At 67.2% G+C, this 18,593-nt stretch carries 19 protein-coding genes; 10 read left to right on the top strand and 9 right to left on the bottom strand.

What is annotated here, in order from left to right; translation table 11 throughout:
* Positions 1 to 11: 11 nt before the first annotated feature.
* Positions 12 to 176: a hypothetical protein gene (locus QMO56_RS18425; RefSeq protein ID WP_283528113.1), complete on the bottom strand. Its 165-nt coding sequence runs from the start codon at positions 174 to 176 to the stop codon at positions 12 to 14.
* Between the two features lie 426 nt (positions 177 to 602).
* Here QMO56_RS18425 and QMO56_RS18420 point away from each other — a divergent pair, with 426 nt between their 5' ends.
* The 4 genes from QMO56_RS18420 (at position 603) to QMO56_RS18405 (ending at position 5,885) form a co-directional block, all read left to right on the top strand.
* Entirely contained in the window at positions 603 to 2,024 is a 1,422-nt protein-coding gene (locus QMO56_RS18420; RefSeq protein WP_283528111.1) for a hypothetical protein, read from the top strand.
* A 239-nt stretch (positions 2,025 to 2,263) separates the two neighbouring features.
* The gene (locus tag QMO56_RS18415; protein WP_283528109.1) at positions 2,264 to 2,881 is read left to right on the top strand and encodes a hypothetical protein; all 618 of its coding nucleotides are present in this window, start codon (positions 2,264 to 2,266) and stop codon (positions 2,879 to 2,881) included.
* Between the two features lie 278 nt (positions 2,882 to 3,159).
* Positions 3,160 to 4,743 (top strand): hypothetical protein, encoded by a 1,584-nt coding sequence (locus tag QMO56_RS18410; RefSeq protein ID WP_283528107.1) that lies wholly within the window; start codon positions 3,160 to 3,162, stop codon positions 4,741 to 4,743.
* The gene (locus tag QMO56_RS18405) at positions 4,740 to 5,885 is read left to right on the top strand and encodes an OmpA family protein (RefSeq protein WP_283528105.1); all 1,146 of its coding nucleotides are present in this window, start codon (positions 4,740 to 4,742) and stop codon (positions 5,883 to 5,885) included. Before QMO56_RS18410 ends, QMO56_RS18405 begins: the two co-directional genes overlap by 4 nt.
* 352 nt (positions 5,886 to 6,237) lie before the next feature.
* Here QMO56_RS18405 and QMO56_RS18400 read toward each other — a convergent pair whose 3' ends face one another.
* From QMO56_RS18400 to QMO56_RS18365, 8 genes are all read right to left on the bottom strand, one after another.
* Positions 6,238 to 8,544 carry a TniQ family protein gene (locus tag QMO56_RS18400; protein ID WP_283528103.1) on the bottom strand — a complete coding sequence of 769 codons (2,307 nt, stop codon included), beginning with the start codon at positions 8,542 to 8,544 and terminating at the stop codon, positions 6,238 to 6,240.
* Positions 8,511 to 9,485 (bottom strand): TniB family NTP-binding protein, encoded by a 975-nt coding sequence (locus QMO56_RS18395; RefSeq protein ID WP_283528101.1) that lies wholly within the window; start codon positions 9,483 to 9,485, stop codon positions 8,511 to 8,513. Before QMO56_RS18395 ends, QMO56_RS18400 begins: the two co-directional genes overlap by 34 nt.
* Entirely contained in the window at positions 9,485 to 11,626 is a 2,142-nt protein-coding gene (locus QMO56_RS18390) for a transposase family protein (protein ID WP_283528100.1), read from the bottom strand. The genes QMO56_RS18395 and QMO56_RS18390 overlap by 1 nt, the downstream gene beginning before the upstream one ends.
* The gene (locus tag QMO56_RS18385) at positions 11,626 to 12,321 is read right to left on the bottom strand and encodes a hypothetical protein (RefSeq protein ID WP_283528098.1); all 696 of its coding nucleotides are present in this window, start codon (positions 12,319 to 12,321) and stop codon (positions 11,626 to 11,628) included. The genes QMO56_RS18390 and QMO56_RS18385 overlap by 1 nt, the downstream gene beginning before the upstream one ends.
* Before the next feature lie 103 nt (positions 12,322 to 12,424).
* A complete protein-coding gene (locus QMO56_RS18380) occupies positions 12,425 to 13,219 on the bottom strand; it encodes a hypothetical protein (RefSeq protein ID WP_283528096.1) in 795 nt (264 codons plus the stop codon).
* Between the two features lie 175 nt (positions 13,220 to 13,394).
* Positions 13,395 to 13,574 (bottom strand): hypothetical protein, encoded by a 180-nt coding sequence (locus QMO56_RS18375; protein ID WP_283528095.1) that lies wholly within the window; start codon positions 13,572 to 13,574, stop codon positions 13,395 to 13,397.
* On the bottom strand, positions 13,571 to 14,575 hold the full coding sequence (locus QMO56_RS18370) for a nucleotidyl transferase AbiEii/AbiGii toxin family protein (protein WP_283528093.1): 1,005 nt from the start codon (positions 14,573 to 14,575) through the stop codon (positions 13,571 to 13,573). The genes QMO56_RS18375 and QMO56_RS18370 overlap by 4 nt, the downstream gene beginning before the upstream one ends.
* 4 nt (positions 14,576 to 14,579) lie before the next feature.
* On the bottom strand, positions 14,580 to 15,026 hold the full coding sequence (locus tag QMO56_RS18365; RefSeq protein WP_283528091.1) for a type IV toxin-antitoxin system AbiEi family antitoxin: 447 nt from the start codon (positions 15,024 to 15,026) through the stop codon (positions 14,580 to 14,582).
* 478 nt (positions 15,027 to 15,504) lie between these two features.
* On the opposite strand from QMO56_RS18365, the gene QMO56_RS18360 reads away from it, so the two are divergent.
* The 6 genes from QMO56_RS18360 to QMO56_RS18335 all read left to right on the top strand — a co-directional run bounded on the left by QMO56_RS18360 (position 15,505) and on the right by QMO56_RS18335 (position 18,576).
* The gene (locus tag QMO56_RS18360) at positions 15,505 to 15,870 is read left to right on the top strand and encodes a DUF6634 family protein (RefSeq protein ID WP_283528089.1); all 366 of its coding nucleotides are present in this window, start codon (positions 15,505 to 15,507) and stop codon (positions 15,868 to 15,870) included.
* A gap of 43 nt (positions 15,871 to 15,913) precedes the next feature.
* Entirely contained in the window at positions 15,914 to 16,120 is a 207-nt protein-coding gene (locus tag QMO56_RS18355; protein ID WP_283528087.1) for a hypothetical protein, read from the top strand.
* Positions 16,121 to 16,485: 365 nt separating this feature from the next.
* Positions 16,486 to 17,118 carry a hypothetical protein gene (locus tag QMO56_RS18350; RefSeq protein WP_283528085.1) on the top strand — a complete coding sequence of 211 codons (633 nt, stop codon included), beginning with the start codon at positions 16,486 to 16,488 and terminating at the stop codon, positions 17,116 to 17,118.
* An 83-nt stretch (positions 17,119 to 17,201) separates the two neighbouring features.
* Positions 17,202 to 17,522 (top strand): hypothetical protein, encoded by a 321-nt coding sequence (locus tag QMO56_RS18345; RefSeq protein ID WP_283528083.1) that lies wholly within the window; start codon positions 17,202 to 17,204, stop codon positions 17,520 to 17,522.
* Between the two features lie 147 nt (positions 17,523 to 17,669).
* A complete protein-coding gene (locus QMO56_RS18340; RefSeq protein WP_283528081.1) occupies positions 17,670 to 17,849 on the top strand; it encodes a hypothetical protein in 180 nt (59 codons plus the stop codon).
* An 85-nt stretch (positions 17,850 to 17,934) separates the two neighbouring features.
* Complete coding sequence (locus QMO56_RS18335) at positions 17,935 to 18,576, top strand: hypothetical protein (RefSeq protein WP_283528079.1); 642 nt, start codon at positions 17,935 to 17,937, stop codon at positions 18,574 to 18,576.
* Positions 18,577 to 18,593 lie beyond the last annotated feature (17 nt).

The raw sequence follows: 18,593 nt of genomic DNA, 5'->3' as shown, positions 1-18,593 counted from the left end.
GCGCCGTAGTACTAGGACCGGTCGGTCAGGTAAGCCCAGAACTCATCGCGCCCTGCGAAGTCGCGATCCGCACCCTGGTCGAAGTCGGCCTCCGCGTCATCCACGAGAGGCCCTAGGGCGGCATCGAGCTCGGCGTCATCGGCTTCCCGTTGAGCGCGCAAGGCGTCGCGGATCACGGTGTCGAGGCTGCAGCCGGTCCGGGAGACCAAACTCCCTTACGTAAGCATCGTCCCCGAGCGACAGGTGGACGGTATGCGTCCTGGTCATCGCCGCCTCCATTGCGAACCATGGCCGCCCGGCAGTGGAGCTTCAAGAGGCTCCTGGCGCTTGGCGCCGAAAGGCGCATGAAAGAACTTCTCGACCCACGGGTACAGCCAGCCGGGTGAACGAGCCGGGACCGGCGTGACCCAGTCGTGGCGAACGCTCTGCCGGTGCCGGTCGGCCGTCAGCCGATGAGGCGCCTGGAAATGGCCGGGCTCGGGCCAGTGTTCCCGAAGCCTCACATCGCCGCATTGTTCCGGAAGCTTCGCCTTTGACGTTGCGGGCTAAGAGTTGAAATGCGATAGCAAAACGATCTCAAAACTAAGCGACGTGAGCCAAATATGGCGAAGCTTCAGGGTCTGCTCGAGGCAGCCGGTAACCTCATGGGCTCGAGCGGCGCTACCAGCCCCATGCCCGGTCTCCTCGAACCACTCGACACGGACCGCATTGCCCAAAAGCTGGAACTCGAGGCGCGCGGCTCGGAAAGAGGCCGCCGCGGACTGCCGAGCGGCCTGCAAACGGTTTTTGACGAGGTTGAGCAGACGATCGTTCAGACGATAAACGACGCGAGTGTGATCCAACGGGGCCAAGTGATCGGAACCTTAAAGGCCCTCCGGCAGACCGTCGAGCGATTTAACGTCAAGTCTAAGCTTGCGCAGCTTCGGCTGGTGGCCTCGGAAGCTCAGGCTCGTTTCACCGAGGCAAGGCAGAAGATCCGGGGCGACCTCAAGCGGCTTCAGAATGAGTCGGTCGCTGCGCAAGAAGAATTGGCGCTGTTCCGGAAGAAGCATCGACTTTCACGACCGGCAAGGTTGCCTGCCAACCCTTGGACAGGCGGTGGTTTGCTGCTACTGGTATTGGCCTTCGAGACAGCTCTGAACGGACTGTTTTTCGCCAAGGGAAGCGAATTGGGCCTGATCGGTGGCATCGGTGTCGCGTTCGGTGCGTCGGTGCTGAACGTCGCCTTCTGCTTCTTCTTGGGTTTCGGCCTAGCTCGCCAGGTTAACCGCAGGTTTTTTCCTTTGCGGGCGATGGCTGCGCTTCTAACGGCAGCGCTGCTGGTCGGGGTTGTCGCCTTTCATCTTTTCATCGCTCACTTCCGCGATGCGACGGCCCTGGTAGGCGAAGGCGCCGCATACCGGACCGCCGTCCAAACCATCTTGCAAGAACCCTGGGCACTCACCGAAATCCAGTCTTGGTTCCTGTTTGGCTTGGGAACCGCATTCTCGATCATCGCCTTCTCGAAGGGGTATGGCTGGGACGACCCGTACCCTGGGTACGGTGCCGTCAGCCGACGCGCCTTGGCCGCCGAAATGGCACACGAGGATGCACACCAGGACCTCTTCGCGGATCTCGGTGACGCCACCGACACAGCAGTCCACGACTTCAAGACCGCCCTCGCGAGCTTGCCAATCGAGGCCCAGCAGGCCGAGAACGCGCGCAGCCAGGCGAGTGCGCTCGCTCAGAAGCTTGCGCTGTACGAGGACCACCTTGAGGAGGTCGCCAATAGCCTTCTTGCTCGCTACCGCGACGCCAACGGAGCTGCGAGGCCGGATCGGCCTCCAGCCCGCTTCGACGAGCGGTGGCATCTCACACCGAGAACCGATGCCCTCAGCCTCCTGGGTGACACTGGCGCCGCCGCCACCGAGAACATGGACGCCGTCTTGGCCGAGATCCAGGAACTGCATGACGGCCTGCTGAAGCGGTATCAGGATCTACTCGAGGAGGCCGGAAAGAAGGCTGACGGCGAGGTACGGGCGTGAGCGCGTCACGACGTCACAGTTCGAGCCGAAGTGGGTCTTCTCGACGCCATAGAAGGAAATCCGGCTCAAACGACAGGCTTCGAGGAATACTTTTTGGAGGGCTGGGCCTACTGCTACTGAGCGGGATGTTCGGGGCCTATTGGTGGGCCAGCAGCACCCGAGTTGAGGTCGATGCTGCCAACTGTCCAGTCGGCGGACCGGCGGTGATACATGCCATTCTCATCGACCGGAGCGACCCTGTGACCCCGCTCCAGCAGCAGCAGGTGATGCAGCGGGCAATGCGCCTCGTTGCGGATGCCGCCGCGGGAGAGCGGTTTGACCTCTATGTTGCCGACGGCGACGGAGTGAACACGCTGGCGCCGGTGGTTTCCCTCTGCAGTCCCGGTCGTGGCGTGGACGCGAACTCCCTTTACCAGAACCCGACGATGATCCAGCACGCATTCGATGAGCGCTTCGTCGGCCCGTTGCGCCAGGAACTCGGGAAACTGATGGAGCCGTCGCGTCGGTCATCTTCTCCCATATTGGAAAGCATCCGTGCCGTCTCGGTGACATCCTTCGGCTCGATAGGTCCGGGTGCCAAGCGGCTGCACCTCACGATCGTCTCCGACATGGTCCAGCATAGTGCGGGCTTGTCCCAGATCCGCGGCGACGTCGAGTTCAGCGACTTCCAGAGACGTCCGCAGTGGCCCGAGCTGCAGAGCGACCTGGAAGGCGCGGACGTCACCGTCCTCTATTTGCTGCGGTCCGGTGCGCGCCATCCAAATGGCAAGCCCGTCCAAAGCCGCGGACACCAAGTCTTCTGGGAACAGGCACTCCGCGCCAGCGGAGCGCGTTCCATTGCATTGGACAGCTTCTGATGGCCTTTAGCACCACCGACGAAAGTCACCCTGACAGTGCCGACAGCGGCACGAGTCCACGTCGTGAGGCGCCGACTGGCCGCCCTGCTGACCCACTTGAGAAGCCCTCACAGACAGAAGGGCCCAGAGCTGCGCGGCATCATCCGGATCGGAGCTCCTCGTGGACTGCCTCTCAGCGGGGCGAAGCAGCGACAGCGAGAGCCGAAGCTGAGGAACGCGAGCGCCGGGCGGCGCCCGATCCGGAAGCCACGGAGCGTGCTTCGACGTTGATGGGGAAATTGCCCCTGCTGCCGAGCGCCTCCCGCATACGAGGAGCTGGCGACAGTGTCCTCTTTTTCGGTTTCACCCTCCTTGGTGCCGCCGTCATCGCGACACTGAAGTTTCTCGGTGTCAACGGACTGATCGTCGCCTGCCTAGCTGTCAGCGCGATGTTGGCCTATGGGCTGCTCGCGCTTTTCCGAGCGGACGTCCGAATGCGTCCGGACAAGCTCGGCGACAACGTCTACTACATGGGCTTCATTTTCACCCTCACGAGCATGTCCGTCGCGCTGGTCGCGCTACAATTGGGTGCGGACGTGTCGAGCCTGATTGGCAGTTTCGGCATCTCCCTGTTCACGACGATCGCGGGCATCGTTGGCCGGGTTCTGCTGCTTCAGATGCGGACGGAGGTGGAGGACGTCGAGGAGATCGTCCGTCGTGACCTCCTGGAGCATACCGAGCGTCTCAGGGGGCAACTCACGGCGGCGGTCAGCGACCTCGAAGTGTTCCGGCTCGGCGTCGGCCAGGCGGTCGAGCGCCGCCTCCACGACTCCCTGCAAGCGCATGACGAGGCGATCCGCGCCCAGCTCGGCCTGATGGAACGCGTGACGGAAGAGTCGTGTGAACGGCTCCGGGCGGCTTACGACGCGAACGCGGCCACCCTCGCCGAGATGCGGGACGGCATGCGCGGCATGATGAAGTCCCTGAAAGCGGCCTGGGACCGACTCGAGAAGATCGAGCCGCCCAGCGATGTCCTCGACCGCAAGCTCGAGGGCACCATGGGGCGCATCAGCAAGGCCATCGGCGCGTTCGAGGATTCGGCGAGGGCCGAGGCCGACAGGCATCAAGCCATGGCCAGCGCGGCGGAGGACTTCGGTGCAACCGTCCAGACGCTGCGCGACGAACTGTCGCGCCTCGGCGCGCTGGCTGAGACGGTGGCGCAGGCAGGGCTGCCGAGTGATCAACTCAGGCAGGGCCTCAACGCACTGCGCATGAGCGTTGAGGAAGTCGCGGAGGCGATCGCCAGCCAGGGCGAGCTCGTGAAGGCGTCGGTGGAGGTGGCCGAGCGCCACCAGAATGCCCTCGGGCGGACGCTGCAGGGATCGCAGGAGAAGCTGCACGCGCTGCAGGCGGCGGTGACCGTGGCGAGCAGTGCGGTCACCACCGGGGCGAAGGCCATGGGTGACCAGATGCGCGGTGCAGCCGAGGCGCTGGCGGGTCAGCAGAATGAGTTGTCTTCCGCGACCGGCATGGCGGCCAACACTCTCCTGCGCGGCGCGCGGGAGATGGAGGAGCAACTGGCGGTCTCCTCCGATGTCATCAAGACCCACCGCGAGGAGGTCGCAGTCGCGGCTGCAGAAGCTGGCAACGCCATCTTACGCAGCGCGCGGGATCTGGAAGATCAACTGCGTGGCGCATCCGACGCCGTGAAGGCTCAACGCGCGGTCCTCGCCGCCTCCATGCGCGATGCCACGGAGGCGCGTCAGCAAATTGCGTCGGATCTCGATGCGTCCCGCGTGGCGATGATGGAGATCCAGCATATCGTGCTCGAAGCCGCTCGCGCCCATAACAAGGCGGCGGCTGAGGAAGCGGTCGCTCGATGAGTGCGAGGATCGCCAGCGGCCATGCCGACCATCGCCGTGGCCTCATCCTAGGCCTAACCATGGCCGAGGTGTTGCTCCTGCTCCTTTTCCTGCTGATGCTGGCCCTCACGAGTGCGCTCGCCGCTGCACGGAAGGAAGCGGATGCCGCGAAGGCAGACCTCGCAGTGCTCGGACCCACCCTTGCGGCGCTCGCCGCCCCTGACGTGCCCCAAGAGCAGGCCGCACGCGAGGTCGCCCGCGCGATCGCCGAGGGTGAGGCCGCGAGGGAGGAGGTGAGGGCGCTCCGTAACGAGGCGAACGCGCTGACCTCTCGATTGGCTGCGGCGGAGGCACAGCTGGGGGAATGGAAAGAGATGGTGGAACAGGCGCGCCGGGTGGATCCGGATGCGCCGCCAGCCGCCACTCTACGTGAAGCGTTGCGTCGGTCGTCGACCAGTGGTCAGCCCTCCCTGGCCGAGGCTCTGGCACGCAGCGAAGCGCTTGCCAAGATCGAGGAGACAGCACGGCGTGTCGCGCCAGCGGCGCCAGCGCCGGAGACCATCCAGAGGGCCCTGAATCGGATGGAGCAAGGCGAAAGCGTAAAGGACGTCGTGGTCGCCATCCGCGACACGGAACGGCGACTCGGCGATCGTCTGCAGCAGGAGTTCGCGCAGGATCTCGCGCGCTGGAACGCCTCGCTCGACCCCGCCACGCTCACGGTGCAATTCGCTAATCCGGAGCTGCTGTTTGAGACCGGCAGCGCTGCGCTGCGTCCCAGCTTTGAAGCGCTGCTCTCCGACTTCATGCCACGCTACCTGTCGCGCCTGCGCGAGTTCCGCTCCGACATCGATGAGGTTCGCATCGAGGGGCACACGTCGTCCGAATGGCGCGGAACAAGCAGTCTGATCGATGCCTACTTCAGGAACATGGCCCTCAGCCAGGACCGTACGCGTAGCGTGCTGGAGTACAGCCTGGACAAGACTGCGCTGCCCGCTGACATGCGCGGCTGGGCTCAGGGTGTGATTACCGCCAACGGACTCGCATCCAGCCGCCTGCGGTTCCGGCCCGATGGCAGCGAGGATCCCGCGGCGAGCCGCCGTGTCGAGTTTCGCGTCCTGATGAAGCTCAGGGAGAACGTCATGCGCGTGGTAGGTAGTCAGTAGCAGAGGCAGCAAGGTGACGCTGTGCCAATGTTTCGTTCTGACGATTGGGTCGGCGACAAGGACCTGACGGCGGTGTCAGGTAGCACGAGCGAGATGGCTCGGGTCGGCGGCGCAATACAGTGACGCGGCTCGCCGGTGCTTTGAATGCAAGCGGGTTCTGGCGCCAGGAGTGGAAGATCGCCCCTGGCAATTCGTTCGCCCTTTCTTGTGCAGCATGTGGCTCGGAGCGCTCATACCCGCCGGTGCCTGAATCCTTGCCTTCCTCTCAACGTGAGCTTTGCGTTGGTACCGTGCTGGGTGCGCACAAGCGCTGCTGCGAAGTGGCCACGCGGTGCCTGGCTGGAAGAAGTGGTCATCGGCCCAGCAGCCAACGCTGGGCAGCGGCGAGCCGTTCATCCGCGACAGCGCCGCGGGCATCGGCGTCGACGTAGATGGTCTCCCGGTACCTGCCACCGGCGGGTACGAGCTGCTTGGCGGCCGCCCAGGGCAGAAGGATAAAGGAACGGTCCTCGACCAGGGCCAGGGCGAGCATCCCTGTCTGGGCACGTTCGAGCCGCTCGCGCATGTGCCCGCTGAAGCGGAAGGCGTACTTGGAGCTGTAGCGCTGCCTCCGCCCGGCCACGGCCTGGAGGTAGACCTTGCCGTCGCCATCGGAGAAGCCGTTCCAGGCCCGTTGGAGGTCGACACCCAGCTCCGAGGCGACGGCGTCAGCCACCTCACGCGCGAGGTCGAAGGCGGCGGAAGCCGAGGCGGCCCGGCCAGCCGACTTGCGTTCCTGCAGACGGGTCAGGACGGCGGGCGAGATGTCAGCCCGGCGATAGAGCTTGGTGGTCGATGCCGAAGCCAGGGGAGGGTGGCCCTGAAAGTCGAGCCGTTCCGCCGCCCACCGTCCCGAGGTCCCAGTCTCCTTCCCGATCTCCGAACTGGTGATGTACTCCGCCGAGAACGAGGCGATGCCGTCCTCGGTCACCCTGGTGCCGCGCTCGAACGCGGAATCTGAGGCCGCGGTCCCAAGGAAGCCTTCGGCGGCCCACGCCCTGACGCTGTCGATCTCGAGCCCCATGCGCTGGGCCGCCTCGACGAGGCTGAGGGTGGCCCGCCCGGGCGCCAGCGCCGCTTCCACCTCGCGGCTGTTGAACAGGAGGGACCCGATGCCCTTCCGCTTGGGGGCGGTGCCCCTGGGGACCACTCGGCCCTTGAGGATGGCTTGGATGAGGGTCGACGCGCCGCGGCGCCCGGCCATGGCACCGGAGAACGACACCAGCTGCGTGCCTTGCCTCGCGGGGACCACCGCAGCGACGACGCGCACGACTAGCTCCTCCACCTCGTCCCGCCGGAGGATGCGCTGATGGGTGACTCGCTGATCGGGGGGCAGCGTGGAGAGTACCCCGTCCTCGAGCAGCTGGCCCAGGGTAGGGCGGCCCACCCCGAGGATGGCCTCCGCCTCCTGCTTCATGAGGGTGCCTTGCTTCTTCTGCTTGAGCGCGTGCACCAGATCCGCCCGTAGGAGCGTGGGTGTACCGGCACCCGACGGCGGCAGCAGGTGCAGCTTCTCGCGCGTGGCGAGCTCCGCCATCGTTTCCGGCGCGACCCCCAGGTACTCGGCGGCGTCGTTCGCGGTCATGTGGCGGTTGCGCAGTGCGTCGGGCGACCCGAAGCGCTTGAGCGCCGCCGCGCTCGCCCGCAGGTCGGGTTGCCCGGCGAGATAGTCCGCGAAGCCTTTCTTCAACTGGGCCGCCCATGGCTCGGCGGCGGCATCGTAGAGCCACCGGTGCAGGCCGCCGAATTCACGCCGCATGCCGAACCGCCAGCCCCGCTCGCCTGCCCGGCTGCGCAACCCGTCGAGCACTCGGTGAAGGCCGTGCGGCCAGTCGGTCAGGGCCTCCCAGCCCTTGATCATGGCGTCGTGGGCCAGTTCGCCGTGCTCGCGCAGGAATGAGTCGGGCCGACCCATCTTCCCTTGGTTGAGAGCGAAACAACCGATGGCGAGCGCCGCCTCGGCGGCGCGTGCAAGAGGAAGACCGCAGCCGGGCAACGTTGCGCTCGGCCCGTCGCGATAGAGCGCATGGAGGCCAAGGGCATACTCGGGTGCCGGTTCGCTCGGAGGGCCGGACCATGCGGTCAGGTCGTGGTCACAGCCCGGGTTGCCGCACCGGTCCAGCCGCTTCCCGCGCCAACTCGGTGGATGCCCGCATCCGGGGCACCTGACCGGCAGGGCAAGCCCGTGCACCGTGCAGTGCTGGACGGCCGAGATGTTCCAGAACGAACGGTGGTGCAGTGAATCCTGAAGACAGAGCGGGCAGGACCGGCGCAGGCCAGCGTGCAGATGGCGAGGCCGGATCTCGTGCGCGCCCACCGTCGCCATGTTTGGCGACCTGCCCCAGTTGGACATCCCCTCGAGGGTGCCCTCGTCCACGCCGAGCAAGGTCGCGAGTGCTGCCGCCTTGTCCCCGGGCGGGCGCTCGCTGGCGAGCGCGGGCAACGATTGCTTGTGCAGCCCCAGGCGCTCGACGATCAGCATGGGATCCTTGAAGCCGTAGCGATCCGCGTTCCTGGCGACGAGCGACGGCAAGGATTCGTCATCCAGCGGGATGCACGCGCTCGGGAGGGTGTAGGGGCGAGGGCTCACCGCGGGCCGTCCTCTGCGAGGGCGAAGCATTCGCCGTGCTTCTCCACGGCGGCAGCCAGGTCTTCGACCCTGAAGGGGTTGAAACGGAGGTTCGACCAGCTCAGCCGCATGCTTTCCACGGCTTCGGCCAGCACGTCTCTGGTGAGGCAGGAATGCTTCCGGTTGCGGGCCAGCTGGCGCGCCTCGGTGAGCAGGTTCTCCAGCAGGCCAATGCGGCCGCCGCACGACACCAGCAGGCACGCCGCGGTGTCGACGGCGTAGAGCTTGGATGGCGCGTCCATCTTCAGCCCCCGCTCGAGGTCCTGGAGGATGATGCGGAAGGTGGCGAAGCGCTGGGGGTCGCTCCGGCGGTAGGGCTCCAGCGGGGTCGCCGGGACAAGGCGCCCGCCGAGGAACGGGTTCTCCTGGAGGATGCGGCCGAACCGGCTGTAGCCGATGAGCGCCATCGGGCACCGTGTCTGGTCGAGGATGTGCGTCAGCCAGTGGGAGCCGTTCTCCCGCACCGACTTCGTCATCGAACTCGTGAGGTGATGGACCTCGTCGAAAATCACCAGCTCGTAGCCGCCGTCCACGATCATCGAGATGACGTCGGCCGTCTGGGTGGTGTCGTGCTTTCCGGCGGTCGGTGCCGGATGGCCGAGGGCCATCAGCGTGTGGCTGGGGATGGTGTTCAGGCGTGTCCCCGGCGGCAGCTGGACGTAGAGGTACTTGAGTGGGCGGCGTGTGACGGCCAGGTCGCCCCGGTCGCTGGCGTCGCCCCGAAGGCAGCGGCGGAGGTACTCCTTGACGAGAAGGGTCTTGCCGCAACGGGGCGGCCCGAGGACCGCGACGCCGCGGCCGTTGCTGGCCGTCCTGGGACTCGCCATCAAGTTGTCCAGTGCCATGAACATGGCCTTCGTCTCGAAGGTGTCGACGAAGACATGACCGAGGGAATCCTCGGGAAGGTCACCGATGTCCAGGAAGTCGCGCATCACTCGGTCTCCTCATCGCGGGGGCGGGCACCCAATCCATGCAGCCTGCGCAGTTCGTCCATGTCGTCCTCAACCGCAGGCGGGGAGTTGAGCGGCGGAGCCGCCGAGGCATTCGACGTCGGTGCTTCGGCGGGGATGCCGAGAGCCTCCTCCACCTGCTCCAGCAGGTCCTGGTGCTGCTGCCGCGGCTCCGCCACCCGCCGCTCGCGCTCCACGATCTCCTTGGTCTGGCGCATGATGCGCTGGTGCGAGGCCTCGGCGGCTACGCGATCACGGCCGAGCCTGCTCCCGGCCTTGCGGTGCAGCTCCACTCCGACAGCCTCGTAGGTCGCCTCCCACCCCTCGCTGTCGTCGCCGAACTTCTCGGGGTTGAGCACCCGCATCGTCTTGGCCAGGCGGTACTCCTCGAGGGTGCGGCCCTTCACCTTGGCCATGTGTTCCTTGCAGATCGTCGCGGTGTGCCAGTCCTCGCGCTCGGGGTCGGTCACCCGAGCGTCCAGAAACTTGATGACGGTCAGGTCCGAAGGGTCGCGCCGCACCAGCACCTCGCGGTCCTCCCTCGACTTGGCGAGCATCTCCATCCCGAGGCCCTCGGCGGTCAGGTACCGCAGCTTGTCCACCACGATGCCGCCGTTGCGCACCATGCGGCCGACGGACAGGGAAGTGGCAACCTCGACAGCTTCACGTGTCAGCGGCACCCGTTGCTCGTGGTGCTCGATGCTGTGCATCCACAGGCGGAGGGGCGTGTTGTCGATGCCTCGGTGGTGGCGCCTCGAGTAGTCGTTCACGAGCCAATGGACGAGCTTCTCCCGGACGTCCAAAAGGGTCGCTTCAGCCAGGAGCTCCGGCGCCGCGTCCCCATCCTGCCGCTCGAGGGTCTTCGAATAGGTGGTACCCGGCGTGGTGTGGAAGACCTCGCGGGTCAACGTTCCGATCGCCCGCTCCACGGTGCCCTTCATCCACGCCTTGAGCAGCGGCATGGTCTCGTGGCGGATGCCCATCCGGGCCACGCCCGCCTTGAAGGCGGCGGAGTTGTACGCCTTGCCGTGGTCGACATGGATGACGTCCGGCCGGTTCGACGCGAGCCACAGCACCGCGTAGCCGTCGGGCAGCCCGGGGAAGCAATCCTTGGGCAGGATGGCGAGCCGCACTGCCTCCAGCGCCGTCTCGGTGTCGGGCGGCGAGAACGAGAGCACAAACGACATGATCATGCGGGTGTGCCGGTCGATGACCAGGGTCAGCCACGGGCGCCCGATGACGGTCTTGCCGTCCTCGCTGAGGCACATGATGTCGGCGCGGGTGTCGTCGATTTCCCACACTTGGTTGGCGTGGGTCGTGTGCCAGCTGCCCTGGACGAGCCGGAACTGCTGGCGCGCCGCCTGTGCGCCCTCGCGGCAGAACACGCGCGTGAAGGCGCAGATGGAACCCGCGTGGCGCAGCACGGCGTCGTAGCTCGGCGGAGTAATGCGCAGCTCCGGCGGCCTGCTCCGATTCAGGAACTTGACCCGCTTGACGATCTCGCGGTGCAGGCCCGCGACCTTCGTGCCGTGCAGGACCAGGTAGATGTCATCCGTGGCTTCCCACATGACGTCCCGGACGGTGGCGCTCAGACGGTGCACGTAGTTGCCCCTGTGCTCGGTCTGCGGGACGACGGCGTCGATCACCTCGCCGCCGTTCCGCCACCGGCGGATGAGCTGGACGAGGCGGCTGCCCGACATGCACTTCGGTTCGTGTCGCTTCTCCACCTCAGCCCGCGCTGCGCGACGTTCGTGAACCCTCTGGCACAGGAGGTTCAGGCTTCGGGCGGTGCGCGGGACTGAACGGTCCCTGGTCCATTCGAGGATGTACTCGTTGGCGCGCTCCGCCATGAACCTGTCCCGCTCGCACGCGCTCTCGAAGGTGACGCGTGCGCGCTTGACGACCTCGCCGTTCCCACGCGACGCAGTGGAGACCGGGCTCCAGTCGCGCAGCCGGTTCTCGGCGCGCGCCTTTGCGAACTCCGCATGCGACAGCGTGCAGGGCAGGCCGTTGTCGTCCTCGAAGACGTAGGTCTGTTCGAGGTCGCGTGCCCTCTTCCGGAAGGTCACGACCTGGCCGGAGAGGATGAACTTCTGATTGGGGATGACCGCGAAGGACGGCATCAGGCATCCTCCCCCTGCGGCACCAGGGTCACCGACGAGAAGTCGAGGCCCTTTTTGCTGACGTCCAGCCGGAGGCGACGGCGCATCCCAAGAACGCACCCGACCGCAACGATCTCGTTGTCCTCCGGGGCGGAGGCGCGGAGCTGGGCAAGCGTCGCCGAGCCACCGTTCGCGGCCAGGACCTGCCGGAGACGTGCCACGCTTGCCTCGGTCACCGGGACGCCCACGTAACGGGCCATCGAGCGCGCGACCGCGGTCCTGGGGTCGGTGACGAGGGCCTCCTCGCTCATCGCGGTGAGCTGGACGCCCTGCGAAGCAAGGGCGGCTTCAAGGAGACGCTCGAACCCCAAGGATTCGCGTTCCTTCCCGTCCCTTTCGTAGACGATGTCAATGGCGATGCGGCGCCCGGTGGCGCCGGTCACGCCGAGGGCGGGCCAGTACTCGAAGGGTTCGCCCCAACCGGCCCGGATGGTCACGGGGTGGGCCCAAGGCTGATAGTGGACGACGCTGTGCGTCACCTCCATCAAGTTGACAAGGAACCCCTGCGCCGTCGTCGTCCAGGACACGGTGCGGCCAAGCTTCTCGCTGGGCGCGCGGGCGTTCAGGCCGCGGTGGGCGCAGCGGCGGACGAAGACGGGGTGAGCCTCTTCAGGCTCGGAGGTCCCCGTGTTCGCGGGGACGGAGGAGTGCAGCATTCGCGGGACCTTTCGGCAGGCGCGGTGTCTCTCAAGGCTCGAGGCGAGGCGGACAAACCACCCGGTGGTCCGGGTATTCGGCCGTGGCGCGTGCTGTGGTTGCTCATTGGAAATCCTGTCCCTTGGAGGCGCCGCAGCCACCGGAGGTGGCATGCTGGTGGATGTTGCGAACCGGTGAGTGGTCCCCGATAGGGGACGAGGCGATGTTCAGGGCGAAGACCCCGTGCGCGACTATCGCGAGCAGGTGAGGGCGAGGGACGCCGGTCAGCCGCCCCAGTTCGCCAAGCGTGGCGGCGCCGTCGCGCAACGCATCCAAGGTGACGCGCACCTGCTCCGGAATCAGCGGGTAGTCAGCGAGGCGCCAGATGCGGTTGGCGTTCGAAGCCCGCGGCTCCCGACGGCTCCAGTCCGGCCTGACGATGCGGTACGTGATTCCCGCGGCGCCGAGGACCCGGCCCAAGGATTTCAGGCGAGCGTTGGCCACGGCGCTCAGTTCGCGGTCACCCTTGCACTCCCAGAACTCGACCTGGCCTCGCGTCGTCTCGACCGCGACGTCGGGGTATGCGGTGCACCTGCGCCCATCGTGGTTGAACTGGATGGCAATCGCCTGCGGGCGAAACGCCCGGACGGGCTCCAGCACATCGGCCAGCACCAGGACCGACGCCTCCGCTTTGGACTCGGCTGCGAAGCATGCCTTCATCTTGTTGCTCGGGAACTGGTTCACGATGGCCCGGTGCGATGCGCTGGCGGTGCGTCGGGCAGTCCCGTGCATCGCGATGGCACGCCGCACGAGCGACTGCGCTTCGCTGGGCGATACGCGCCCGCCGGACAGGTCGATGCTCCTGGCAACGGAACCCGTGACAGCCGGTCGTACGCAGACGTCGATGTGCTCGAACATGCGGCCTCCTCATCGCCCGCTACGGGGCAAAGTCCTGACATCGGATGACCATGTCGACCGGTCCCGGGAGCGGGGCGTGCATGCGGACGTCGAGGGACGACGCATGCACGCCCGCTTCTCGAGGGGGCGACCTAGTGAGAGCGCGGAACCGACAAGCCGCGAACGCGGCTCGGCGTTAGGTGCGCGATATCAGGCGGAGGAGGGGAGTGGACGCGACATCCGCCGGAGCAGTGCCCCAGGCGCTCACGACATCGATGTCGGACGGTTGCGTCATGGCGGCCTTTTCACACGCGACGCGCGCTTTGACCAGGGCCTTTTTTGCCGAGCCCGCGCTTTTTTTCGCGATGGCGGTCATGTCGCATGCCGCTTCCGCAGGTGGGCGGCTGCGCCAGGGCTCCCGATTCCGACTCGTGCCGGGCCCACCTGCCTAGCGCGCGGCGTCCGGAGCTGCGCCAGCAGCGACAGCTGCCTGAGGTCGCCACACCAGTCTTGTCGATGCTGCCGCACCCAACCGGAAGTGCTCCGCCACGATCCGGAAGGCTGCCGCTGGGCGCGCAGCTGCTCGAGCAAGGGAAGGAGGAAGTCGGCCACCTGGTCCAGCGCCTGCGGCAGGCCTGGCACGGAATGCGCTCCCTCGGCGCTACCCGCGATGGCTTCCCACATTTGGAACTGCGCGCGTCCAAGGCGTCGCCGATCCAACGCCGCTTCCCAGTACCCGTCAGATCGGCGCAGCATCGTGGCGGCGTCCCGTCCGGAGAAGACGCGGGCGAACACGCTGGCCAGCGCCGTGGCCTCGAAGCTGGCGCATGCTTGCAGGACGCAGATGTCGAAGATGTCCTGGAGGCGTGTATGGTCCGGCCCGTAGGTGACCAGCAGCGCCGCCTTCTCCGCCACGAGCCAGTCCCGCGTCAGGCAAGGCACGAGGCAGGCGGTGGCACCGTTGCATGTGGGCGCCCTCAGGAATTCAACGTGCCGGTGGTCGGCGACATCGTGGGCAACCGAGACATGGACGGGCACCCACTTGTCACCGCAGAGGATGCGGAGATCGGCTGTCGTGCGGGCCGTCCAGCCATCCCCGGCCACCCGCGGTTCGCCGACACCGATGTCACGGGCCATCAGCCCCGCCAGGACGTTTCGAGCCGTCGGCGCCATCTCGTCGACTGACGGGATCATGGCCAGGTCCAGGCCCCGCGTCAGCCTGGGCATCCGCCCGAACCAGCACTGGAAGCACCAGGCGCCCCTGACCGCCACGGTGTCCCGCGGCCCCGATCCGGCCAGCGCATCCAAAATGCGGGCAACGGCGCGCAGGTCGCGGCGGTGGGTCGACCAGCCGGACTGCGCATCGGGATCGCCCACCTCGCTATTCCTTCAGCAGCATCGTTAGCATGGTGATGCTCTCCAGGGCCGCCGCTGGCGCGTGCACCTCGTTTGCGACCGCCAGCAGTTCGTCGGGGTGGCCACCCGCCTCGACGTAGCGGCGCGCAGCCTCCACCCCCGGGCGCAGGCTGCGGAGGTGGCGGGCGTAGCGGACCAGGTCCACGACGGTGCGGGAAGGTCCGGTCCACCGGACCGTGACACCCTCGATGGCGGCCTCCACGATGCCGACGGTGAAAGCGCCCGCGTAGCTCCAGCGGATCCACCGGTGCTCGACGGCCTCCACCTTTACAGCGTTCGCGCCCTGCGGCAGGGCGAGCCAGAACTTCGTCGGCGCCGTGGATGCCAAGCCACACAGATAGGCGGCGGTGGAGAGGCAGAGCACGGCCCGAGGAGCGCGGCGGCTGGTCTCGACCAGTCTGGTGTCTGCCATTGGCCGCCTAGGTCGGCTGGGCTGCCAAGCAGACATGTCTTCCGGATTAGGCATTCCCGGATCGCCGCACCACGCCGACGAGATCCATCGTTCGCATTCACGCACGACCGCCTCCCTGCTCCGGCGCCACTGAGGCGCGATTCGAGGTTGACGAGACAAAAGATGCAAAGTCGAATCATTTTTATGGGTCTTTTGTCTATTATCAGCTACTGTTGCGGGAGGCGCCCGGTTGCTCTTGATACCGATACCCGCAAGGCGTCAGACGCATGCAGCAAACGATTTCGGCAAAAGAATGACTCGGACTGTCACGGCCGGTGGTTGATAGTGCGGCCCATGAGCCCGTCCCACACCACCACCACCCCTGTCAGGCGAGGCGCCGCCGCCGCTCGTGACGGTGGCTTGGCGCTCGGCTGGTCATGGCGCCGAATAGCGGTCGCCCGGTCCGCCTGAGCTCCTGGCCGCGGCTTGCGGTCTCCACATGTCCACATTCCTGGAGAGCGTCACCAAGATGATCATGCTCGACCGTGGGCTCGCGCACGCGCGTCCTTACCTCATCGCCGAGGCCGTCCGTCTGGAACGCCTCGCCGCGGACCTCCGGTACATGGCAGCGGGCGTGTACCCTCCCGTGGCCGAGATCGACCAGGCGCCGGTGATCGACCAGTGGACCCTCGCCACGAGATCCATGGTGTCGCTGGTCGGGTTGGGCACGGGCCATCCCCACCTGGGTGACGGGCCGATCCGCACCACGGAGATCTGGGCCATCGACACCACGGCCGGTTGGGCCCGCACGCTGTCCAGGCTCTACGTGCTTGGCCAGGCGGCCGGGCGCGGCAGGGAGAACTGAGCCGCCACCGGACGCAGGTCCGGCATCTGGGAAGGCGATGGGCATGGAGATCGAGGAAGGTCAGAGGTTCGGGCGCTTCGTCCTGCTGCGTGATCTGGACGGCAACTTGCAGGCTCTGTCCGCGACCGCCGTGGTGGCCGCGTGCGAGACCGACACCGGGACCGTCCTCCTCCTGCCCGGAGGGCGCGTGGTCCAGGTCCAGCAGCCGCTCCTCGAAGTGCTGTCCTGGTTGGATACGAGGTGTCGCTGACGTTGGGGGCGCGCGGAAGCGGTGCTGCCGCGTTCACCGACGCATGCTTTCCTTGGAGCATGTGTTCGGCTCAAGAATTCGGAGCGGGCAATCCTTGCCGCCAAAAAAATCTCGGCGCCGACACAAAAAACCGATCGACAAAGCAGGTGAGGCGGGGCCATAAGCCGCGCCATGAACCGTACCCTCATAGCCGCGGCCTGACGACCAGCACCCCACCCGGGTGCCCGTCGTCGTTCTTTGCCGCGCGAGAGGGACTTTTACAATCTCAGGTCCACGCAGCCGCCTCCCTCGGGAGCGCCTGTGAACGCCTGAAGCCATGCCCTCCTCGCGCACATCGAATGCCGCGCAGCGAAGAGGAGAGCCGCATGCGCACGACTTCCGAAGTTCCCGCAGATTTCTTCCCGCTCCACAAGGAGCTGCTTGGCCAGGTGGACGAGCCGGGCCTGCTGGGCAGCACTGCCCGCCTCCTCGCCGCTGGTGTCGTGGGCTACGTCGCGCCCAAGCCGCAGGCCACGGCGGCCATCATCAGGCTGTGCCACGCACCTGCGGGCGTCTCCTTCCCGCTGCTGGCCGGGCTGGAGCCGTTCGGCAAGGTCTGGGTCGAGTGCGCCTGGCTCGGCGGTGAACGCCGCGGCATCCTCGCGGGCACGCTGCGCGACGGCAGCGTCTGGACCCGCTCGGTCCGGCGGGACGGCGCCGGACCGGTCCGTTGCCTCCCCTTCGGGATGCGCAGGCTCGGCAAGGCGCGGCGCACCCGGACCGACTGGACGGCCATCATGGAAGGCCGCTGGACCGATAGCCCGGCGGCCGACGAACGCTGGACGCGGTGGGCCAAGCGGAAGCTCTCGATGGAACTCTTCGACCCCGACGTCACTCCGGCGGAGGGACTCCAGCTGTTCTGCGGCGTCGGCCTCAACGACCTCACGGTGCTGGCCGCCGCCACCTCGCCCAGGTTCATGCCGGACATCGCCTCGGTCGTCCGCGCCGCCCGCCACTGAGCTTCCGGCCGGGCAAGGCGCCCGGCCGGTCCCACAACATCTCAGGCAGTCGCAACGCGCCCCTCGGGCGCGAAGGAGAAGTCATGTCCGAATTCCAGGCGAGCACGAAGCCCTTCGACCTCGTGCACCACCTCCTTACCGCCCCCAGCACTGGCCGTGTCGCCGAGGTCGCCATCCGGCTCCGCAAGCAGGAGCGCATTCTCCCGATCGCGCTGGAGGATGGTTACGCCGACCTCCCGGCGAAGCTGCAGGCCAAAGGAGGGGCGGCCTTCATGCTGCAGGCCATCGCGAGCATCTGGATGCCGACGAAGAGCGTCCTCGTGCAACTCCCGCACGACATCGGCGCCCTCGGCGTGTTCGCCGAGGTTCGGGGGGATGGCGCCGTCGACATGTTCCGTCTCTAGTCGGATGGCGTGACCATCCGGGAGTGCCCGTTCACGGCGCACCTAGTGCCCGCCAACCCTCGCCCAGTCACCGCCTGGGACAGGCTCTGGGCGGGCAAGCCGCTGGTCGCCGATGCCAGGCGCTGGAGGACTTGGGCCAGGGCGAGCATGCGGGTGACCTGCCACGACAAGGGCCTGGGGGTCCCGGCTGCCCAGCGGTGGGCGGAGGAAACGGTTCTCCACGACCTGTTCGCCTTGGCGCTCGCCCTGTCCTTCGTCGGCAGGCGCCAGCTGGTGCTCACCCGGCCGGACGGCTCGGAAATTCCGATGGGCGGCGGGCACGCCTGACAACCGGCGGCGCCGGTGCGCCCCAGGCCGCCAGCGCCGCTGCCTTCCCCAACACGACGGTGCCGCTGGCACCGAGGAGACAGCCATGCACAACGTTCAGCGGGATGGCGCCAGGCGCGCCTCCGTCTACGCCACCCTCAGCACCAACCCTCCCAAGGATGGCTTCTTGGCGCACGTGGCCCGCCGCCTCTTCCGGAGCGCCGGGTCACCGTTCCTGGCCGAGTTCGACGAGGAAGTGACCAAGCAGGCGCGGGAGCTTGCCATGTCGGCTCCGCCCCACGTCTTGTACCCGGTGATCGCCAACGTCCGGCTGCCCAAGGACGTGGCCCTCGTCGAGCTTCCTGGTGGCGAGGCGGTCTACTCCGAGCGGGAAGGGGGGAGCCTCTGCGTCTGCGTGCTCCGGACCGATGGGTCGGATGTCACCTTCCAGCCCGTCGCGGGCGCGCTGCACCTGCCTGCCGCGCGCCCGAAGGTGGACTGGGATGCGGTGGATGGGCAGGCATGGGCGCCGGACGAGAGCGCGGACATGGCCTGGGAGGCATGGGCGGCGGAGAACGTCTCGGTGGTGCCGTTGCGTGGCACGACGCCGCCGACCGAGCCAGCAAGGGCACGTATCCTCCATGCCCACGTCCTGCCCAGCCTAGCCGCGCTCGCCCTGGCCACCAGTCCCATTGTGGACGTGGGGCCGACGGTCTGGATCCGCATGCAGGACCCGACGGTGGACTGACCACGGCTCGAGCTGGT

This window comes from Roseomonas sp. E05, from assembly GCF_030063475.1.
In the GTDB taxonomy this organism is placed as follows: domain Bacteria; phylum Pseudomonadota; class Alphaproteobacteria; order Acetobacterales; family Acetobacteraceae; genus Pseudoroseomonas.
This window is presented reverse-complemented; position numbering and strand designations above follow the sequence as displayed.

What these genes read in the sequence shown, in the direction of transcription:
- QMO56_RS18345 (WP_283528083.1), top strand. Translation starts at nt 17,202, where the DNA reads ATGTCCGAATTCCAGGCGAGCACGAAGCCCTTCGACCTCGTGCACCAC.
- QMO56_RS18350 (WP_283528085.1), top strand. Translation starts at nt 16,486, where the DNA reads ATGCGCACGACTTCCGAAGTTCCCGCAGATTTCTTCCCGCTCCACAAG.
- QMO56_RS18420 (WP_283528111.1), top strand. Translation starts at nt 603, where the DNA reads ATGGCGAAGCTTCAGGGTCTGCTCGAGGCAGCCGGTAACCTCATGGGC.
- QMO56_RS18355 (WP_283528087.1), top strand. Translation starts at nt 15,914, where the DNA reads ATGGAGATCGAGGAAGGTCAGAGGTTCGGGCGCTTCGTCCTGCTGCGT.
- QMO56_RS18405 (WP_283528105.1), top strand. Translation starts at nt 4,740, where the DNA reads ATGAGTGCGAGGATCGCCAGCGGCCATGCCGACCATCGCCGTGGCCTC.
- QMO56_RS18395 (WP_283528101.1), bottom strand. Translation starts at nt 9,485, where the DNA reads ATGCGCGACTTCCTGGACATCGGTGACCTTCCCGAGGATTCCCTCGGT.
- QMO56_RS18365 (WP_283528091.1), bottom strand. Translation starts at nt 15,026, where the DNA reads ATGGCAGACACCAGACTGGTCGAGACCAGCCGCCGCGCTCCTCGGGCC.
- QMO56_RS18400 (WP_283528103.1), bottom strand. Translation starts at nt 8,544, where the DNA reads ATGCTTCGCCCTCGCAGAGGACGGCCCGCGGTGAGCCCTCGCCCCTAC.
- QMO56_RS18375 (WP_283528095.1), bottom strand. Translation starts at nt 13,574, where the DNA reads ATGACCGCCATCGCGAAAAAAAGCGCGGGCTCGGCAAAAAAGGCCCTG.
- QMO56_RS18380 (WP_283528096.1), bottom strand. Translation starts at nt 13,219, where the DNA reads ATGTTCGAGCACATCGACGTCTGCGTACGACCGGCTGTCACGGGTTCC.
- QMO56_RS18335 (WP_283528079.1), top strand. Translation starts at nt 17,935, where the DNA reads ATGCACAACGTTCAGCGGGATGGCGCCAGGCGCGCCTCCGTCTACGCC.
- QMO56_RS18385 (WP_283528098.1), bottom strand. Translation starts at nt 12,321, where the DNA reads ATGCTGCACTCCTCCGTCCCCGCGAACACGGGGACCTCCGAGCCTGAA.
- QMO56_RS18340 (WP_283528081.1), top strand. Translation starts at nt 17,670, where the DNA reads ATGCGGGTGACCTGCCACGACAAGGGCCTGGGGGTCCCGGCTGCCCAG.
- QMO56_RS18360 (WP_283528089.1), top strand. Translation starts at nt 15,505, where the DNA reads ATGTCCACATTCCTGGAGAGCGTCACCAAGATGATCATGCTCGACCGT.
- QMO56_RS18390 (WP_283528100.1), bottom strand. Translation starts at nt 11,626, where the DNA reads ATGCCGTCCTTCGCGGTCATCCCCAATCAGAAGTTCATCCTCTCCGGC.